Annotated in this window: 15 protein-coding genes, 1 tRNA gene and 1 pseudogene; 11 read left to right on the top strand and 6 right to left on the bottom strand. The window is 33.7% G+C overall.

Annotated elements, in window-relative coordinates:
• Positions 1-26: 26 nt before the first annotated feature.
• Positions 27-239 (top strand): hypothetical protein, encoded by a 213-nt coding sequence (locus JSQ73_RS03500; protein WP_234301634.1) that lies wholly within the window; start codon positions 27-29, stop codon positions 237-239.
• A 129-nt stretch (positions 240-368) separates the two neighbouring features.
• The gene (locus JSQ73_RS03495) at positions 369-743 is read left to right on the top strand and encodes an ankyrin repeat domain-containing protein (RefSeq protein WP_214249619.1); all 375 of its coding nucleotides are present in this window, start codon (positions 369-371) and stop codon (positions 741-743) included.
• 41 nt (positions 744-784) lie between these two features.
• On the opposite strand, the gene JSQ73_RS03490 is transcribed toward JSQ73_RS03495, so the two are convergent.
• Together JSQ73_RS03490 and murJ are read right to left on the bottom strand one after the other, a co-directional pair.
• The gene (locus tag JSQ73_RS03490) at positions 785-3,274 is read right to left on the bottom strand and encodes an AsmA family protein (RefSeq protein ID WP_214249618.1); all 2,490 of its coding nucleotides are present in this window, start codon (positions 3,272-3,274) and stop codon (positions 785-787) included.
• Between the two features lie 383 nt (positions 3,275-3,657).
• Positions 3,658-5,154, bottom strand: a complete 1,497-nt coding sequence (gene murJ / locus JSQ73_RS03485; protein ID WP_214249617.1) for a murein biosynthesis integral membrane protein MurJ — start codon at positions 5,152-5,154, stop codon at positions 3,658-3,660.
• Positions 5,155-5,285: 131 nt separating this feature from the next.
• Between murJ and JSQ73_RS03480 the strand changes: the two genes are divergently transcribed.
• From JSQ73_RS03480 to JSQ73_RS03440, 9 genes are all read left to right on the top strand, one after another.
• Positions 5,286-5,361 (top strand) — tRNA-His (locus tag JSQ73_RS03480).
• A gap of 147 nt (positions 5,362-5,508) precedes the next feature.
• The gene (locus tag JSQ73_RS03475; protein ID WP_214249616.1) at positions 5,509-6,039 is read left to right on the top strand and encodes a hypothetical protein; all 531 of its coding nucleotides are present in this window, start codon (positions 5,509-5,511) and stop codon (positions 6,037-6,039) included.
• Positions 6,040-6,128: 89 nt separating this feature from the next.
• Positions 6,129-8,177 (top strand): tRNA uridine-5-carboxymethylaminomethyl(34) synthesis enzyme MnmG, encoded by a 2,049-nt coding sequence (gene mnmG / locus JSQ73_RS03470; protein WP_214249615.1) that lies wholly within the window; start codon positions 6,129-6,131, stop codon positions 8,175-8,177.
• A gap of 8 nt (positions 8,178-8,185) precedes the next feature.
• Complete coding sequence (locus JSQ73_RS03465; protein ID WP_214249614.1) at positions 8,186-9,982, top strand: aminopeptidase P family protein; 1,797 nt, start codon at positions 8,186-8,188, stop codon at positions 9,980-9,982.
• Between the two features lie 94 nt (positions 9,983-10,076).
• Positions 10,077-10,442, top strand: coding sequence for a hypothetical protein (locus JSQ73_RS03460; RefSeq protein ID WP_214249613.1), 366 nt, complete (start codon positions 10,077-10,079; stop codon positions 10,440-10,442).
• A 97-nt stretch (positions 10,443-10,539) separates the two neighbouring features.
• Positions 10,540-11,184, top strand: a complete 645-nt coding sequence (locus JSQ73_RS03455) for an alpha/beta hydrolase (RefSeq protein ID WP_214249612.1) — start codon at positions 10,540-10,542, stop codon at positions 11,182-11,184.
• Positions 11,185-11,189: 5 nt separating this feature from the next.
• The gene (locus JSQ73_RS03450; RefSeq protein ID WP_214249611.1) at positions 11,190-11,969 is read left to right on the top strand and encodes an SDR family oxidoreductase; all 780 of its coding nucleotides are present in this window, start codon (positions 11,190-11,192) and stop codon (positions 11,967-11,969) included.
• 91 nt (positions 11,970-12,060) lie between these two features.
• Positions 12,061-12,528: an ankyrin repeat domain-containing protein gene (locus JSQ73_RS03445; RefSeq protein WP_234301633.1), complete on the top strand. Its 468-nt coding sequence runs from the start codon at positions 12,061-12,063 to the stop codon at positions 12,526-12,528.
• A gap of 80 nt (positions 12,529-12,608) precedes the next feature.
• Complete coding sequence (locus tag JSQ73_RS03440) at positions 12,609-13,088, top strand: ankyrin repeat domain-containing protein (protein WP_234301632.1); 480 nt, start codon at positions 12,609-12,611, stop codon at positions 13,086-13,088.
• A gap of 254 nt (positions 13,089-13,342) precedes the next feature.
• Here the strand turns inward: JSQ73_RS03440 and JSQ73_RS03435 are convergent, their stop codons facing one another.
• The 4 genes and pseudogenes from JSQ73_RS03435 to JSQ73_RS06840 all read right to left on the bottom strand — a co-directional run.
• The gene (locus tag JSQ73_RS03435; protein ID WP_214249610.1) at positions 13,343-16,162 is read right to left on the bottom strand and encodes a hypothetical protein; all 2,820 of its coding nucleotides are present in this window, start codon (positions 16,160-16,162) and stop codon (positions 13,343-13,345) included.
• On the bottom strand, positions 16,143-18,497 hold the full coding sequence (locus JSQ73_RS03430) for a VirB4 family type IV secretion/conjugal transfer ATPase (protein ID WP_214249609.1): 2,355 nt from the start codon (positions 18,495-18,497) through the stop codon (positions 16,143-16,145). The genes JSQ73_RS03435 and JSQ73_RS03430 overlap by 20 nt, the downstream gene beginning before the upstream one ends.
• Positions 18,498-18,548: 51 nt before the next feature.
• Positions 18,549-18,914, bottom strand: coding sequence for a hypothetical protein (locus JSQ73_RS03425; RefSeq protein ID WP_214249608.1), 366 nt, complete (start codon positions 18,912-18,914; stop codon positions 18,549-18,551).
• Positions 18,915-19,018: 104 nt separating this feature from the next.
• Positions 19,019-19,870 (bottom strand): annotated as a pseudogene (locus tag JSQ73_RS06840) (DUF350 domain-containing protein); the annotation flags it as partial.
• Positions 19,871-19,959 lie beyond the last annotated feature (89 nt).

Here is a 19,959-nt window from a genome sequence, read left to right as displayed (position 1 = left end):
CTGATGAGAATAAATTAGCAAGTTATTTGTCTGATAGAGAATATGATGAAATAAGGTGTTCTGACGCATTGGAACATATATCAGAATTTCCTGAACACGTTGATACAATAGTAAGCCAATTTGATAAGGAATCGGACAGAAGGGATTTGTTAGATAAAAGTAAAGCAGCTATTCCAAGTCAGAATTTGGATAATCCAAGTGCTGAACAACTTCAAGCAGCTGCTCAAGCTCATAATTAGAGTAATGTACACAGGCCTATGCTCATTATAAAAGGAGAAACTTTTACCGTTACCCGGTGGTGATGCGTTGAATTGATATTTATATAGTGTAGATATTTATACTAAGCTTTAAGAAATTAGAGGTATTTTATGTATCAAGAACAAGAAAATTCAGTAGGTAATTCTCGATTTATTCTTCCTCATATAGAATTGTCATCGAGACGCAAAGCAAATATTAATGCAGCAGATCGTAATGGTGAAACTCCTTTACATTACGCTGCTAAAAGAAATCGCTTAGAGCAAGTGAAATTATTGCTTGAAAAAGGAGCAGATATTAATATATCAAGTAATTCTTATATTACTGTGTTACATTTATCTGTTCTCAAAGACTATAGGGAGATAACACGTTTATTGCTTGGAGAGACAGAGAGTCCAAGCACAAGCTGCAGCGATGCAAATATTGAGAAGGTACAAACAATCAGTTTTATCATTGGTGAGAGTGGAACATCTTTTACTAAGGTCTAACTTAAAGATAGATTGTCCCTTAAATCCTACATCTAAATGAGTTAACTATTTTTCTTGCTAACTAAGGTGTTGTAAATTTGGTCTACATCAAAACTCATCTTAGGGCACCAAATAGGGCCATCTAAGTGTGCCTCGATATAAAGAGGACTATTATGATTTGGTAGTATGAAAAAGAGTCTGAATATAGAAGTTAAGGAGAAATTAGATAAGATTAAATTAGAAGAGATAGAACCTGATGCTTGATCGGTACTAAACTGTGAACTAGTTGAACATACACCACTGTTAATACTTACTTTTCCATTAATATTTTCAAAAAGCGTACTGCCATTACATATATCAACGTAAGCAAGCTTGGAAATTTCAGGTTTATTCTTACTACTTAACAACTTAGTGATGAATGAATTAAAATCCACATTTGTAAACTCTATTTTCTGTGCTTGAAAGTTTACATTTCCTGATAAGTTACTAGCCCAATCATCAAAGCTTGTTCCTTGAGTTTTGATTTCACCACTTAAGCTTATCTTGCCATTTATGTTATTAACCCCTATAACTTCCTTGGTGTCCAAATTTGCAATAGAAAATTTTGTGTGAATTGAGCCTGCTTTTAGATAACCCTGAAAAAACATTTTTCCATGTTCTAGTATGTAACTTATCTGTTTGATAGTGATAGTGTTGTTTCTTATCACTGTATCCAAGTTAAAATCTTTTAAGACGTTTTGCCCAATTTTAAATTCTGTAGTTTTGATTTGCACGTTTGCATCAAAATCTCCTTTCTCATCTAAAAAATTAAGCTGCTTTGTTGACCATTGAATTTGATTTATTTCATTTTTTGAGTTTCTTTTTACCTCTAATAGTTTTGGTAATTTAAAGATATTTCCATTAAATTTATTACCTGTAAGGTTTACTTCTAATAAAGGCTTAGTGTATTTTTGATCCACTAATATTTTTACATTACCGGTAATGTCGAAATTTTCTCCGAATAATTTTATTTTATCTGCAACTAGCTTGTTCTCTTGTATTTTTAATGAAAAATCCAAATCTTCAATTTTTGTGCCATTGAATATAGAATCTTTAACACTAGTTCTTATATTTACATCATATTTAAGATTTTTCAGCCATTGCACTTTGCTGAATAATGAATAATCATATTTATCTATATTAATGTTATGTATGCTAAATTTGCTATCGATCATATTGTGTTTTTTTGTGTAATTTACCTTAATTGATCCTTGCCAAGATTCTTTGTTATTTAGCAATCTGATATCTGAAAGAGATAATATTCTAGGTGCTAAATATAGTTTAGAACTTGCTGTAAATTGACTTTTCTCTCTTTCTTGCATCTTGATAGAAGGTAAAATATGTGAAATGAACGACTCACCCTTTATCAATATATCACCATTAAATTCAGACAAGTTGCCATTGTTTGAAACTCTTCCTGATAAGCGAGATATATTATTGATTCCAGGAAATTGAAGAAGAGTATCAACGTTTATTTTGCCATTAGCAAATTTTAGCGTAGCATGAAATTTGTCCAATATCCTGTTTTGATATTGAATATTTGAAGCTTCCATATAAAAATCCAAGCTCAAGTTCTTTGGCACAACTTCTCTAAAAGATTCTAAAAGACCCTTCATATCTGTTGTTTTGTGTGAGCCGTTTTTTAGGTCGACTTTACTAAAACTAATATTGATATTAGTATGATCACTTTTTCTATCATTTTGTATTATACCAGTGCCTTGCATGCTTTTGGACTCAATTTTTAAATCAGTTGCCGTAAATTCGCTTTCATTGAGATTGATATTGGATGATATCTCAATATTTTCGCTGGGAATTATATAAGAAAGGAAGCTAAGATTAATGATTTTTGCTAAATTGCTCACAGAACCGGAACTGTTATTGATTGTCATTGTTAAATTACCCTGTTGATTTCTATTACCTTTAAATAGCAAATTTGCAAAATTTGAATCAACACTAATGTGTACATTATTTTTTGTGACATTAACCTTTCCAGAAAAATCGTAATTGTTGTCACCAATCTGTACTTCACCAAAAAACTGCTTATTTTTTTTTATAGCAACTTCCTTGATGTTAATAGTATCGGCGTTAAAACTTATTTGGCTGTCCTTTATTAATATATCAACTATATTATCATTGGCTTTCGTATTTATAATATTAAGTAAATTTTCTTTGTTGCTTTTCATGCCCAAAAATGAGATTGACTTTGGTTGCAATGAAAATGAAAACAACGATAATAGCGATGGCCTTATTTCAATTTTTTTTGCACTAATTAAATCTGATAATTTTTGTTCCTTATTTTTGTTATATTGTACATATAAATTGTAAATAGTAAGTTTTGGAGTAATGAGCGAAACTTCAATTTTTCCTCCAACATGTACTTTAGCATCATACGTCTTCTCTAACTCTTTTACGATATATTCTCTGTAGCCACTCCAATCCTTAAAAGTTGCAGCAACGTGCATGAGAATTAATAGCAACGAGATTGATAATATGGCGTATAAAGAAAGTTTCATAATAGACCTCTCATTCCAGCATCCCTTCTCTTCTTGTCATCCCAGTGCTTGACACTGGGATCCAGGAAATTTGATTAGACATTAAGTTAATTAGCAAAAAAGTAGCTATTCTTATGTTAAAACACAGCATTTTTACATGAGAAGCTGGTCTGATGAGCACTGGGTTCCCAGTGGAAATTGCTCTCAAACCACAACACTCATACAGTTGTGTGTGTGACACTGTGATCCAGTGTGACTTAAATAAGGTTTTCCAGATTATATAATCAACAAAATTTCTGGATCTCAGTGCTTGACACTGGGATGAAAGGAATAGGTTATGGAATGAAAGGAGTGGATATTGGAATAGTAGCTGAAATGACATATAGCAATACAAAGGGTGTAATTTATACATATTTCAAATTATTCAAATTTCCTCTAAAAATTATGTAAAGAGTGCTAGAATAAATAATAACACTCAAAGCTATTAAAGTTACTAAATAAACAATACGAGCTAGCCCTCTATCGAAAAACAACCCTGCTGATAAGTGATTAGAGAGATAAAGAACTATTGACATAACAAATGTTGCAGTGAGAATTTTTACAATATTTAGTAATAATGCTTGGCTAATCTTATACATCTTATTTATTGTTAAATAATTAATCAATAAAATAGAATTTATCCAAGTGGAAATGGAAGTAGCAATAGCAATTCCTATATGTTGGTATTTGTTCATTAATATGAGATTTAGTATTACATTAATTCCAAGGGACGTTAATGAGAACATAGTTGGTATTTTTAGCTTTCCCCTAGCAAAGAATGTGGGTAGCAATACTTTATTTATAATAAATGCGGGTAAAGAAAGAGAAAATGCTACTAATGTAGGAACAGTTTGCTGCACTGCATAATAATCAAATCGGCCGTAAGAAAAAAGCGTAAGTAAAATTATGTCAGGAATAATGATAAAAGCAGCAGTTATTGGCATAATTAATATTAACCCTATATTAAGGGCCTTGTTCTGTATTTTGACTATATTCTCAGTATCATTTATTCGTTTTGAAATCAGAGGAAGAAGTACTGTACCAATTGCAGTGCCAATTACTCCTTGCGGTAGTTGATTTAGTCTATCGGCATAATATATATAAGAAACTGCATTTGGTATAAAACTCGCCATGATTGTGTCAATCCATAAACTTATTTGTATTACACAATTGTTGATAATTGCAGGTATCACACGTTTAAAAAATAATTTTACTTCGTTACTTAATTCTAAACTAAAAGAAAAGAAAGCCTTTAATTTGTATGCACTAAATATTATTAAAAGTAGCTGCAAAATCCCTCCAATCAGGACGGCTATAGAAAGGTTATGAGCCGGTGTTTCAATGTAAGGTAAAAATAAACTGATGATTAAACAGAGGTTCAAAATGATTGGTGAAATAGCTGTTGAAGCAAAATGCTGTTTTACTTGCAACATTCCACCAATAAGTGATGCGATTGACACGAAGATTATGTAGGGCATCATAATTTTCGACAAAGTTACAGTAAAAGTAAATTTATTTTGGTCAAATCCAGGAGTGAAGATTTTGATCATGTAAGGGAAGAAGGTTTGTGTAATAAGGCAAAAAATTACTAGAATAATAAACGTAATGGATATTACACTACTTGCGAAATTAAATGCCTTTTTATTATCATATGACTCTGCAGAGTATAATGGTATGAATGAGGTAGTAAATGCTCCCTCTGCAAAAAACGATCGAAATAAATTAGCAAAGCGAAACGAGGAAAAGAATATATCTGCAAGAGAGGTTGCACCAATAACCGTAGCAATCAATACATCTCTTATTAGCCCTGAGATTCTTGAAATAGCTGTAAAAAAACTAAATGTGAAAATACTTTTAAACATATCACGGTGTCAATAGGATTGATTATAATGATAAAAGCGTGAATGAAAATATTTAAAACCCTCTGCAAAAGGAGGTAGCTTAAATAAGCAATTGACTATTTGTGCTCGTATGTTAAATATTTTATATCTTGGCGGGCGTAGCTCAGTTGGTAGAGCGTCAGTTTGTGGTACTGAATGTCGCCAGTTCAATCCTGGTCGCTCGCCCCACTCAAAATTTCCATTTTACATAAATATAAACATTAGATATTTTTGCACGGCCGTTAGCATTCCTTGTTGCTCTAGTATTTAGATGGCGGAGGGAAAATTTGCAATTTAGAGTAAAAATGATGCCTATTAATTAGTGAGAGGGATTGTATGTATATTTGTTTATTAGCTTATAGTATAGTGTCAGCACTAGGAGTATTAGCTTGGTGGTTGAGTTTTGACACTTCATCACCTTTAGCCATAGGTGCAATTGCTGGTTCTATGGCTCTAGTATTGATTGCGGTTTTGCACTTAGGATGTTTGCTATATAAGTTTTGCAAAAGAGATCCTATTGAGGAAGATCATGGAAAAATAGCAATTTTTTTTGGTATGGCTATACCTATAAGTACTACGATTGGGGCAGTGATTAATTCAAGTGTGATTGCTGTTTTTCCTAATCCAGTAGTAACAGTGATTATCTTAGTAAGTGCAATAACAGGGCTAATAGCAATAATTATGGGGGTTTATGTAGCCACATCTTTAGTGCATTGTGCAGATGAATCAGCAATTACATTTGCAGCAAGTGCAACTTCGATTACAGATTCTACATATGTTGGAATATCTCAGGAAGAAGAAGTGGATGAGTGTATTACCTATCCTACAGTTGAAAAAGTTTCTTTTGTAAAAGAGACGATAATTTGAGCTAAGTTAGTGTGTAACACTGGAATCTGTAAAATTTGACATCAATCACTGATAGTTGGAATATTATAGAGTAGGAATTACTCAAGAAGATGCATAAGTACGACGTAGTGGTAGTAGGTGGCGGTCATGCCGGGTGTGAAGCAGCTTCAGCTGCAGCACGCCTTGGTGCAAGCACGCTACTTATAACTCACAAAATTTCAACTATAGGAGAAATGTCTTGTAATCCAGCAATTGGAGGAGTTGCAAAGGGTGTTGTAGTTAGGGAAGTGGATGCCCTTGATGGAATAATGGGAAGAGCTATCGACCGAGCAAGCATACACTCAGTCGTTTTAAATGGCAGTAGAGGCGCAGCAGTATGGGGCCCACGTGCACAGGCAGACCGAAAATTATACAAAAAAGCAATACAGGAAATTATTCTAAATTATAACAACTTGACAGTAAAAGAAGAGTCAGTTGACGATTTTCTTATCGAAAGTGATAGCAATGGAGAATCTTATATAAAAGCTGTAATAACAGACTCAGGTGAACGTATACTGACAAGCAGAGTTGTTTTGACTACAGGGACTTTTTTACGTGGTGTGATTCATATGGGAGAGCAAACAACTCCTTCTGGAAGAATGGGAGATAAACCTGCAATAGAGCTTGCAAATACGCTAAAGAAGTATGATTTTAAACTGGGCAGATTCCGTACCGGAACTCCACCGAGGCTTGATCTTGGCACTATAAACTGGTCGGTATTACAAGAACAAGTGGGTGACAATCCACCTACACCATTTTCTTATCTTACAGAGAAAATTAACCAGCCTCAGGTTTCATGTTTTATTACTCATACTAATGAACATACACACAGAGTAATTCGAGAGAATCTTCACAGATCAGCTTCTTCATATTTAGATAACGTTATTGCACCAAGATACTGCCCATCAATTGAAACTAAAGTTAAAAAATTTGCAGAAAAAAATAATCACCAAATATTTCTAGAACCAGAAGGGATTGATGATAACACTATATATCCAAATGGAATTTCAAATTCATTGCCCATCGAAGTGCAGTATGAAATGATAAAGAGTATAAAAGGGCTTGAAAATGCAGAAATATTAAGACCTGGATATGCAGTTGAATACGATTATATCGATCCACGAGAGCTATTTCATACTCTCGAAACTAAGAAAGTTAAAGGACTATATTTTGCTGGTCAAATTAATGGTACTACTGGATATGAAGAAGCGGCCGGACAGGGAATTATTGCCGGAATCAATGCAGCACTCTCTTTATCTCAAAAAAGTTTTGTTCTTCATCGTACAGACTCATATATCGGTGTAATGATAGACGACTTGGTCACTAAGGGAATTGCTGAGCCTTACAGATTATTCACCTCGCGTGCAGAATATAGACTGGCAATCAGGTCAGATAATGCAGATAGAAGATTGACACAAAAAGGTTATGACATCTCTCTTGTGTCGCATGAGAGATACTCTGTTTTGCAGGGTAAACTTAAATCCATTAAGCAACTTGAGGAGAAATTAGAGAGCTTAACAATTACTCCTGAGCAGCTCAGGTCCTATGGCATTAAAATATCTTATGATGGAATAAGAAAAACAGCATTAGATTTGCTCGGTTATCCAAATATTGACTGGAATAAATTACAAGAAATATGGCCAGAGTTAAACATGGATTTCAGTGTCAGCTACTTGCATAACACCAAAGCACCTCTTCCTGTCATCCCAGTACTTGACACTGGGATCCAGTACTTGAATGATGATAGAGTAGATGCAGTTGACACTGAAAAAAATGTAGATTCCAGCGTCATGTGCTGGAATAACACTATAACTGATAGCATAGCCAAGAATGAAATATATGAAGCAGTTGCAATTGAAGCAAAATACAAGCCTTATTTAGTAAGACAAGAAGCCGATATGAAGTTTCTACAAGAGGAAGTTAATACTCAAATTCCAACTAATTTCAACTACTCACAGATTAAAGGCTTGTCAACTGAAGTGATAGAGAAGTTGCAATCAATAAAACCAGCAACAATTGGCATTGCAAAGCAAATACAGGGCATCACTCCAGCAGCAATAGTTAGCATATTAGTGTACCTTAGGAATAAGAAAACGAAAATAGCTGCTAATTCTGCGTAAGGTATTCCATGTCAAAAATCGAAGAATTTCGCTCTTTTATGCACGAAATAAATGTTGATGCATTTATGTTGCATACTAAAGACGAGTATTTAAATGAATATTCAAAAGAGTTAGCAGAGTTATGTGGCTTCACGGGAACAAATGGGCTACTTATCGTTACAAAGAGTAATAAGTGCCCATTTTTTACAGATGGACGCTATATCACACAAGCTTGCAGTCAGCTCGATCAGGGCAGTTTTCGAGTATATAATATACAAAAAGAGGATCCACACAAATGGGTAAAAGCAAACTTAACATTGACTACCTCACTGGGTTACTATCCGCAATATTTTACTATGAAGGACATAAGAAAATATGAAGGCATTTGTAAATTAGTACCATACTTAATTGAAAAAGATAGTAGTCATAAAGCACAAACAATAGTCTCACATGTATCTGGTGAGAGTAGTAAGGATAAATGTGAAAGAGTAGCTAAAAACATAGAGGCTGAAGCAGTGCTTCTGACTGATCCAAATTCAATTTCATGGTTATTAAATTTAAGAAATGAAAGTGCTGAATATACTCCTTGTATATTTGGTCGTGCTATATTGTATAAAAATGCCAATGTTGATTTATTTATTCAAGATAAAGAACATTCAACTATAGAAGCAAATTTTGATAACCATATAAATGTTTTTGATATTAGTGAGCTAGAAAATTCACTACATAAGTTAAATTTGGTGGTGATAGATCCAAGCACGACTCCAATGAGCATTATGAATGCAATAGATTCCTTGTATAACCATTATTTAAATGAAAAATCAGCTTCGGTGTCATCTCAGTGCTTGACCAGAAATAAAAAAGCATGGATCCCAGTGTCAAGCACTGAGATGACAATAAGTAATGAAAGAGGTCTAATAGAAAATAAGCAGATAATTGAGAAGGAAGATCCTTGTTTGATTCACAAAGCAGTAAAAAATCAAACTGAAATAACTGGAGCTATAAGTGCGCACATCAAAGATGGAGTAGCAGTTACAAATTTTCTATATTGGCTTGAAAACAATATTGACAGTGAAATTACTGAGCTTGAAGCTGAAGAAAAAGTTTTAGAATACAGAAAGGAGCAGAATTTGTTTAAGCAATCGAGTTTTCCAACAATTTCAGCATTCAACGAGAATGGAGCAATCATTCATTATCGTGCAAGCAATAAGACAAATAAAGCTATTAAAAAAGATGGACTATATTTGATCGATTCTGGTGGTCAGTACCTTGATGGTACAACCGATATTACAAGAACTATAGCAGTTGGCAATCCAACTAATGAGCAACGGGCTCATTACACAATAGTACTAAAAGCTCACATTTCGATAGCAAGTGCAGTCTTTCTCCCTGGTACCACTGGTGGGGAATTGGACATATTAGCGCGTATACATTTATGGAAATTTGGAATAGATTACATGCACGGTACAGGACATGGAGTAGGAAGTTACCTTTCGGTACACGAAGGACCGCAAGCAATATCAAGAGGAAATAAAGAGGAACTCATTCCAGGCATGATACTTTCTAACGAGCCTGGTTATTATATTCCAGGAAAGTATGGAATAAGAATTGAGAATCTGATGTATATTGAAAGGCGAGAAAACGTCTTTTTAAGCTTTAAACAATTTACCTCTGTTCCTTATGATAAAAAGCTAATAGATATACAAATGCTTACTGAAGATGAAGTTAAATGGATAAATAGCTATCACCAATTTATTTATAAAAATATAAAAAATGGCATAAAAGATAAGGAATGGTTAAAGAGAGTATGTGAACCTTTAAAATAGTTAATTTGTCATTTAATCAAGTATTAATATAGTTGTTCTTGTATTGTTTTTAATTAAAAACAATATATAATATTAGTTTCAAATAGGTGTAATTATGACAGATAAAGTGCAAGATGATGAATTTATGAAGCAATACATGGATACTTGCAAAGAGCAAATAGAAAAATTGGCAAGCGACCCTAATTTGCTTCAACAGGCCTTAAAGCCATTCATGCAAATGTCTCAGCAACTTATGGCTGGCGGTATGCTAGAAGGAAATATGCCTAGCATGATACCTGATATGAGTGGTATGGATATCAACAAGATGATTGCTCAGATGAAGGAAATGTATGATTACATAAAGAGTAATCACAAAGAGCTCATTAGAAAAGATGTTTCACAAATTCAAGAGCTTGATGATTCCAGCAGAAGATTGAGAGGCTTAGTCAAGAAATTGATAGAGAAAGTTGAAGCTAAGTAGTATTTATTCATATCAAAGAGCTATAGCAGTAGTGAGGTCTTGTTCCTCAAATTTAGTATTACCATAGAGTTAAATATAAACATAAAGGGATGAAGAGATGATTGAACTACAAAGCCAAGAAATTTGCCCAAATGGAAATAAGAAAAATTTGATTATTTTTTTTCATGGTTGGGGCTCAAGTGGCGATAATTTCGTGCATCTTGCTAAAGTTATGAGCAAGTTTTTGTCTGATTCATATTTAGTAATTCCCAATGCTCCATTTGAAAGAGAAATAGGTGATGGTTATCAGTGGTTTAGTTTAGAGGATCGTAGTGAGGAAGCACTATATAATGGGGTGAAAAATGCTGCATCAATTGTAAATCATTTTATTGGTACAAAATTAAAGGAGCTTAATTTAAAAGATACTCAGCTTTCTTTAGTTGGATTTTCTCAAGGGGCAATGCTTGCAATGCATGTAGCTCTTACCCGGCTTCAGTCTTGTGCATCGGTTGTTGCATATTCTGGTAGGTTTCTTTCACCTTCAAAAATTGCACCGGAGATCAAATCAAAACCCAGCATATGTGTTATTCATGGTGACGCTGATGATGTGGTACCTTTTTCTTCCCTTGATTTAGCGGTTAAAGCTCTGAAAGAAAATGGAGTAAACGCTCAAGGATACCCAATTCATGGATTAGGCCATATTATTAATGAAGAAGGAATAAGGTTAGGGGTTGAGTTTATCAAGAAGAATTTTGGAAATTAATTTCCATGCACTTGTTTTGCTTTGGTTACGGATATGTAGCTAAATTTCTATCGAAAAAATTGCTAAATTTAGGCTGGAAAGTTAACGGTACATCAAGAAATAAAGATATACAACTTTTTGATTATGAAAAGGTTGATCAAGATCTGCTTAAAAGCGTAACGCATGTTTTAGTTTCTATTCCTCCAGACGGAGATGATGTTATGGAGAGATACGGTCATTGTCTGGAGAATATTAAATGGCTTGGTTATCTGTCTGCAACTAATGTTTATGGTGACCACTGTGGTAATTGGGTGAATGAGGAATCTGAAACAAAGCCTATAGAAATTAGAGGAGAAAAGCGCCTTGAATCTGAAAAGAAGTGGCTAAGTAGCAAATTGCCTGTACATATTTTTCGTTTGGCTGGGATATATGGTCCTGGTAGAAATGCGCTAATTGACCTGCAGCTTGGCAAAGCAAGAAATGTGAAAAAATTTTTTTCTCGTGTTCATGTTGAAGATATATCGAATATTTTATTTTCTTCCATGCAAAATATAAAGCCTTATGAGATATACAATTGTGCAGATGATTTACCTGCTACGCAATCTGAAGTGGTCACGTATGCAGCCGAGCTTCTCAATATTAGCCCTCCAGAGCCAGTTGAGATTTCTTCCGTACCGAATTACGCACGGGGTTTTTATTTAGGGTCAAAAAAAGTAAGCAATACTAAAATTAAAAAAGATCTTGGTGTCTCTCTAGTTTATCCTGATTACAAGGTGGGTTTAAAGAGTTTGTATATATTAGAATAGAGAAAATAGATTGCCAGATGCAAAAAATTTTTCTTGAATGTTCCTTGTTTTGATGTAATACCACTAGGCATACTATTATATAGAGGTAAATATGTTCAGCACTCAATCGCTCCCGGTTGAAAATATTCTATTACATCAAGCCGCTTATAATGGTAACATAAATGAAGTTAAGTTATTACTTAATGTAAAAACTGATATCAATGTCAAGGATAAAAAAGGATTTACAGCCTTGCATTTTGCTGCTTATTCAGGGAATTTAGACGTAGTAAAGTTACTAATCAGTAAAGAAGCTAATATTCATGCAAGAACTACTAAAGGCAGTACAGTTTTACACTTTGCTTTTGTAGCTAAAAGCAAAGCTATAGTAGAGGAGTTAGTTAAAGCGGGAGCTGATCCCAATATAAAAGACTGTACTGATGGTAAGACACCTTTACATATTTCTGCTCAAAATGGACTTGTAGAAGTTGTAAAGGTGTTACTTAATACTCAAGAAATTAAGATTGATGCTAAAGACAATGAATTTGGTATAATAGCTCTGTACTTAGCCTCTCAGAACTGACATACTGAAATAGTTGAACTATTAATTAGCACAAAAAATGCTGATGTTAACATAGTAGATAAAAAAATAATGTCACACCCTTGTATCTAGCTGCTCAGAATGGGCATGCAGCAGTAGTTAAGTTGCTTCTTGATAATGGTGCTAAAGTCAATGGCTGTGATACCAGTATGAATCCTTTGTGTGTAGCTATTAATAATGGCCATGACGAGGTAGCTCAATTATTACTTAGTGTAGAAGGGGTGGATGTCAATATTGGCAATCAGCTTGGCAATACACCTCTACATATAGCAGCTATAACAGGCCGCAAAGAAATAGCAAGATTACTATTAGCAAAAGGAGCTGATGCTAATATTAAAAACCATTCAGGAGATACTCCTTTACAAATAGCTGAGATAATTGAAAACTCTACAGTTTTTATGCTTGAAAAGGATACAAATTCAGTACTTCTTGTGAAAAAAGGAGTTAAGGAACTTTTGTCACAACATGTGAAGAACAACAAACCTAGCTCATCAGTAGATAAAATTGACGTATCTGTTCAGCAGAGTAGCAAAATAAGATAGATGAGAAAACTAGTTTGTGACATTGGTGTCCAGTTAAATTTACATGGATTCCAGTGTCAAGCAATGGAATGACATTATGGAAGCTGTGATGACGAGGAAGGAAGCACTAGAAAGAAATGGGTGTCACGCACTGGGATGACATTATGGGAACTGAGATACAAGAAAAGAAACACTGGTTTGACATGCATCTGAACAGATACTCTCAGTGATGTAAATTCAACTTTACCACATTTGCAACAATCAGGGTCCTTTTACTATGATCCTAACAATTCGTTTTCGATTTCTTTCTTAATTGTCTCAATAATCTTTTTATCAAGTTTATTTATTAAGGAATCATCAATATCTGTGATATCATCTGGATTTTGTATCATTTTTTCAATAGCATCATCTATTTTTTTTACTCTTTTTTCATTAATTTTCTCAAATATAGGTTTAATTTTCACATAACCAGGAGCGCCCTTGCTATAACTTTTGCTGCTTTCGTTGATACAACCGCCAGCACCATATGTTTTATTCACGTAGTTTTTACTACATTTTGTTACACTTTTATACTCAATCTCACCATTCTTTATATATGCTATTTTGTTATCTTTAGTAGAGTTTAGATCATCTCCTTTTACAATTTTTTCTTCTAGCTTTAAATTTTGTTCATGAATTATTGTGTATTTATAATCTGTTCCTCCATAGGTTCTGTGTGTGCCCCCACCTACAACAGTAATTAAATCTTTACAACTTATTCCTGAAGAGTCTCTGCACATTTCTATCAAAGTTGGTCCTCCATCTTTATTGGATTGATAATCTTCTTGTTCGCCACCTCCTTCTGTCACTTTTACTTTGATGTAAGGATAATTAGGGTTGATTTTTAGTTTAGCTTTAATGTAATCACCTGGCATTCCTGGTCTACTTACAGTAGACTGAGCTTTATCAGCTATATGACCAGCTTCACCACCTCCCCATGCTTCTATTTCAACGTAATCATACATTGACAGATCATCTGTATAGCCATCTCCAAGCTCATAAAGTTTTTGATCCCTGTCTTCAATAATCTGCTTCTTATGTTTCAATTGTGCTATTATTATTTCACGCAATCTCTTTTTTAAACCATCTAAATCGAATCTGCATAATTTATCAGCAAAAAAGACTTCTGTTCTATTTGCTTTAATTGGATGATCTAACTTCTTTATAACTCCATTTTCATCCTGTGAAACTCTTAAGTAAAAAAGCTTGTTGTCCTTGTTCACATACTGTGTTGAGCGACTACACACTCCATCAAAGCAGAGGCAACCATCATCACCGTGATTACAGTTTTTTTCTTCATACTTTCCATCTGTTAACTCATATACTATTTTGCATTTGTCACAATTTTGTTTTGTATCTACCTCTTTATCCTCTTTTGCCATGCAATTGTCTCTAGGCTTATTTTCTTCAAGAATAGAAATATATCCTTTCTTATTGAATATTATTTCATCTAGTGCATCTTGTGGCTTTGCTAAAACATCAACTAATTCAATAATTTCCCCTTTTTTGCAAGGAAAATAATAAGATTGATTTGATTCTTTCGAGTAAACAGTATTGTGTTTAGCATAGCTTGCTCTCATTGACTTCATTGATATTAGCTCATTTCTTTTTTCAAGAACGAATTCCTCCGGTTCTGGCTGCCAACCAGAAAGGCATAGCATTTTACTTTTAGGATTTTCTTTATATTTTACTTCTATTTTAGGATATCCTAAATTATCCAGTTTGCACTTATTTCCCTGAAACTCTTTACATTCTGCTTCGATATCGGGAACATACCCATATTTTTCTAAAACTTCAAATTGCGAATTATTTTTTAATATACCTTCTATTATGTTATCGATATCGCTTTTTATGTTACCGGTACCAGTTGTTTTTTCTACTATTGCCGGCTTTATTACTTTTAAGAATAGAGGGCCGACTTCTATAGAGCGACTGGTGTCAGCATTAACATTAAAAGTACAGACTCCATTATTGTGAGTTCCACGTGCCCTCTCAGTACAAACTCTCTCATCCATCTTCATTTTTACTTCTAGCGTATTTTCATTTACTACCTTTATTTCCTCAGGCTTTGGAGCAGTTGGTGATGGAAAACAACGGGCAGGAAATTGTAATTTTCTTTTTGATTCTTCTTTTTCAGTACCATAATATTCAGCGCAGAGCTTATCTTTCTTTCTATAGGTTTTGAAATAATGGATAGTATCTTTATCTGGAATAGGATATGTCCAACTTGGAATATTCTTGTGATTTGAAACAGCAGATGGAACATATATCTCCCTTCTTTCTTTCAGCTCACCAATAATGACTCCAACTCTTGGATGGAAATAATCATTTTCTTCATTTGTTATAGGAACAATTCTAACTTGTGGTGGTGACATCGCAAGTTGTTCACAAAATGGAGGTGGGCCAGGTGCAAGTTGCACAGGGGCACACTTTACTTTTGTTTGATAGCATGTATCACAAGCTTTTTCCATCTCTCCAGGACGAAAAATATTTTCCCCAGAAAATACTCTAGAGCCCCATGAAGAAATTCCTGACATACAAGCCCCCTTTTGACTACAAGCGCATATTTTAGGGGCATTAGCAAATTTTACTTTTTCTTCATCAGTAACACCATCTGCCCATTCCCATCCAAGACCTTGGGCAATTTCTCCTCCAGCTTTTGTTTTATCTCCTTCCCAATCGATAAAAGCTGCTGCAGAAACTCCAGCTCCTGTACTCTGCGTTCCATATATCTGGCGGCAGGATGTTCCACTGGATAATATATAACAGTTGTCGTTCCCTTCGTAATCGCAGACCTTAATTTTTAGATCGAAGTAACCTTCTGGTCCCTGATTATTTACTGCTGTAACTTTAATAAATTGCAATAATTTTTCGTCAAAGTCTAAATCGCTCCACTTGCCTTTAAAAAAATTTGCAATACCTTTTCCTGTTTTATTTCCTGCAACCTCAAGTTCAGTATTGCTCTTTACAAAATACGGACAATCAGCATATCCTTGATAAGAAGGACAAAATATCAAGGAGAATATCAATAAAAAATTAAGCTTTACATTTTTCATAGAACGCCGGTAACCACTTACTCACTTTTTCGCCTTTTTCCTTTATTGCTTCATACATATACTTTATAGTCTCTTTATTAGCTGAAAGTACATGTATTTCTTTCATATTCTTCAAATCTAGATTTAAAGTTATTAAACCTTTGTATTGCTTTATCAAAAATAAACCTTCCTGTGTTGGTGTTTGCAAAATGACATTCAGTTCCTCTTTCGACAGAGAAAACGCTTTCATGTATAACCTGTTTGCATTTATATTCGGCATCAGAATTCTCGTATCGACATGCTTATCTAAATATTGAGTAAACTTGCTAGCAAATGCTAGGTTTAAGTTTTCAGTACTTAGAATTACTACAACATTTAACTTTGTCATTCTTTGCATCCAGTCGTCAAACTCTCCCTCTGTAGGAAAAATATTACTTATCTCCCATGCTTCATCCAAAACAAGTATTGCAGGTGAGCCATCACATTTTGCTTCGAAAGAGTATAAGAAATAGTAAAGTATCACGGACATACATTCTTTTTGCTTAGTGAGATTTGCAGTATTGAGGGATATAGTTTTTGTTCCCCAGTCAATGTCTGATTCATCACCATCTTGGAATAAGTAAGCAAATTCACCATCACCACACCATTTACTTATTTTACCCCCAAGAAGTAAAAGCACTTCAGAAATTTGAGAAATAGAGCGCGATTCTCTTGGTATAGCAAATATAGAATCTACAATTTTTTTTGTCTTTTCTTCTACGTCTACCAAACTTGCATCTACAACCATCCTTTTGATCAATTCAACAAGCATATTGCGATTAGAAGAACTATTTTCAATGTTCAGTGGGTTGAATTTTAGACTTTTATCTTTATATTTTGGATCAATTATGTAATATTGACCGCTTACTGCTTTAGTAAATATTATTGATTTTCCAGTATTATCCAATATAACAATCCTAGGGTTAAATTTTCTTGATTCCGAAAGTAAGAAATTGATCAATGAGGTTCTACCTGAATTTGGAGCTCCAAGTATTGTGGTATGACCATTATTTTTCTTTCCATGAAAGTTAAAAAAGTAAGGACTGCCTTTTTTTGAAAAAAAAACTGTTACTGCTTCTTTCCATCTTCCTCCTTTTAATGTACCTGATGTAAAATCATGCAACATAGCAAAGCTGCAAGCATATTTTTCTAATATATTTTTTGGTTGTGTAACAAAAGCAAAGTTTCCAGGAAGCTGTGCCCAAAAATGATTTTCCATGTGCAGATCAGTTCTAAACATCATCAACCCGATTAACGACATTACAGAGGATAAATCGCTGATATTTTTAGCTAACCTATTCTTATCATCTGCAAAGATTGTAACAATAATTTTCTGTTGACAAAAATCCATAGCAGAAATTTTTTCAAGCTCTATTATTTCATTTATTCCTGAGTTTTGAAGTAAGGTATTGTCCTCACTGATTTGCAGTATATTAATTTGTTTTTTAAATTCTTTTACTGCTTTATTATTACTAGTAAATATTATTATCTCTGTGATGATAAGCTCAGAGTCAAGTTGCAAACACCTATCTATATTTTCTAAGGGGATTTCTCGATATTCCTTTATGCAAAAAATAGAACCAAACTTCTGTTGACCTTCAAACGATGTTTGAAATTTATTGAAACCGAAAGCTACTTTTAGGTTTTTCACATGCTGCGATAGATCCCTTTCACATATTGGATAATCTTTGTGCGTTAATGTAATAATGTAATGGAGAAATTCCATCATTTGAGAATATATTTTGCCTTCACTAGACCTAAGGCCCAGTTTTTTAGCTCCAAAAGGTTCTAAATCTTTTTGAATCAGGTCAGTTATTTTTTGTAATTCTTGATGATTTTTTTGTAAAAATAACTTGTGCCTATTCTTTATCCCGCTAAAAAAAAATGCATTATTAATATGTTTGCCAAAATCATTAAGTAACACCACAATGTACAATTCATTTATATACTGTAGTTTACTATCAACTAGTTTATTAAACCACGTTGAGTGTAGCTGATCGGAAAAGTCTGCAGTTTTATTCCACTGTAAGCTCAGTTTATTGCGCTTACGGACAGTGTGAATCCAAACGGTGAAATATAAACTCTTGATATTTTTTGATATACTTTTTCTAATTTCATTTCTAAGATCACCATAGTTATCAACTGAAGAATAGTCTTCTAATTTGATTATTTTTAATAATTCCCCCTGTTTTGTTAGTATAGTTTCTTCATCGTAGTGGCAAGCATAAGGGATAAAATCTAAATTAATACTTTCTAGTAACGCTAAATTGTTCTTTTTTTCAGAATTAGAGCTAGTGACTGGTACTTTTGGTTGCATATAATATTATGCGTATTCAATAAAAAGATAATAAAGAATCATCTATCTTACTTAATCCTTATCTTCTTTTTTGTTATTGGATTGTAACTGTATGTCCTTTGCAAAGTTGAATTTTTCTTTCAGGTAATCTGTTGCCTTTTCTGTGCTTCCAAACATCATGATCAGTACGCCAAATATTATCATGAAAAAAATTAGGCCTCTGAACACTACTGCAAGTATCACTGTAGCTATACATAAACCTATAATTGTTGAGGAACTCATATTTTCTACAGTATCTTTAACTGAAAATGAAGAAACAAGTTCTTTCAACGTTCCTGGTATATTTTTCAATTCATCACTTGCTTTGCTAGAACATGACATGAAGATAAAACTTAACAGGGCTACAATAGCAAAAACTCTACCCAATTGAATATGCATCAGCTAAATACCTTTAAGATACTCCTCAAATGTAACAATTTTTACATCAATAGGCAAGAACCGAATTCACTTGCTCACCATAAGTAACTCATATTTAACTTTTATCACCGTGTTAGCTCTTTATTATCAACAAGAGGACTCACACTAATGGATGTCAATTTACTTGACAGAATATTTTAACAAAATTCAGCAGCAGCTGATGTAGCAAACACTGCAGCCACCACAAACAGTCCTGCTCCTACTAATCCTGATGTCATTGCTCCTGCAACAATTCACCCTATTGCTAAGAGAGCAGAACTTGTTACAAGTGCGACGTGAAGATTTTTGTTTTTGATTTTACTATTCTTTTCATAATTATTGTATTGTATTGTATTGTATTGTATTGTATTGTATTGTATTGTATTGTATTGTATTGTATTGTATTGTATTGTATTGTATTGTATTGTATTGTATTGTATTGTATCTTTTACCTTACTGCCTGTCACTGAGATCACACAATGAGGCCCTTCTTCAGTCTTCTTATAATGTTTAGAAGGGGGTATTCTTCCGCTTGGGCCTTTGGGCCTTATTTTGTTCGGATGTGCTAATTTTGTTTTTCCTTCATCTTCTAGTTGCAAACTATTATCTTCCTCAGCAGGGTTTAATTTTAAGTGTACACTTTCCTCAGATGAAATGCTTGTTACTGAAGTTAAGCTGTTCCTTTGTGATTGTGCGATCTCCTTTCTTTCTTGCGATTGTTTTGATGTAAGAAATGTTGAAGCACTATAATAACCTGAACTTCTCAAGGGATTATATATTTCAGGGGTTCCTTTTCCACTTACACCCTTAGCTAAAGAATCCTTTTCCAGAGGATTAATACCTGAATTTTTGGGAATTTCAACTTCACCAGAAAGACTTTGTTTGTTAAATAGTTCCGTAGTATTATTTTGTCTATTTGCTTGATTACTTCTAAGAGACTGTACATGATCTCAAAAAAGGGATAGAATGAGAGGATAAAGTAGGATATGGGAAGTTTATATCCAAGTGATATAAGTCGAGGAAAGTT

Source organism: Wolbachia endosymbiont of Anopheles demeilloni (assembly GCF_018491735.2).
In the GTDB taxonomy this organism is placed as follows: domain Bacteria; phylum Pseudomonadota; class Alphaproteobacteria; order Rickettsiales; family Anaplasmataceae; genus Wolbachia.
Note: the sequence above shows the minus strand (reverse complement) of the source record. Positions and strands in the feature narration are given on the sequence as shown.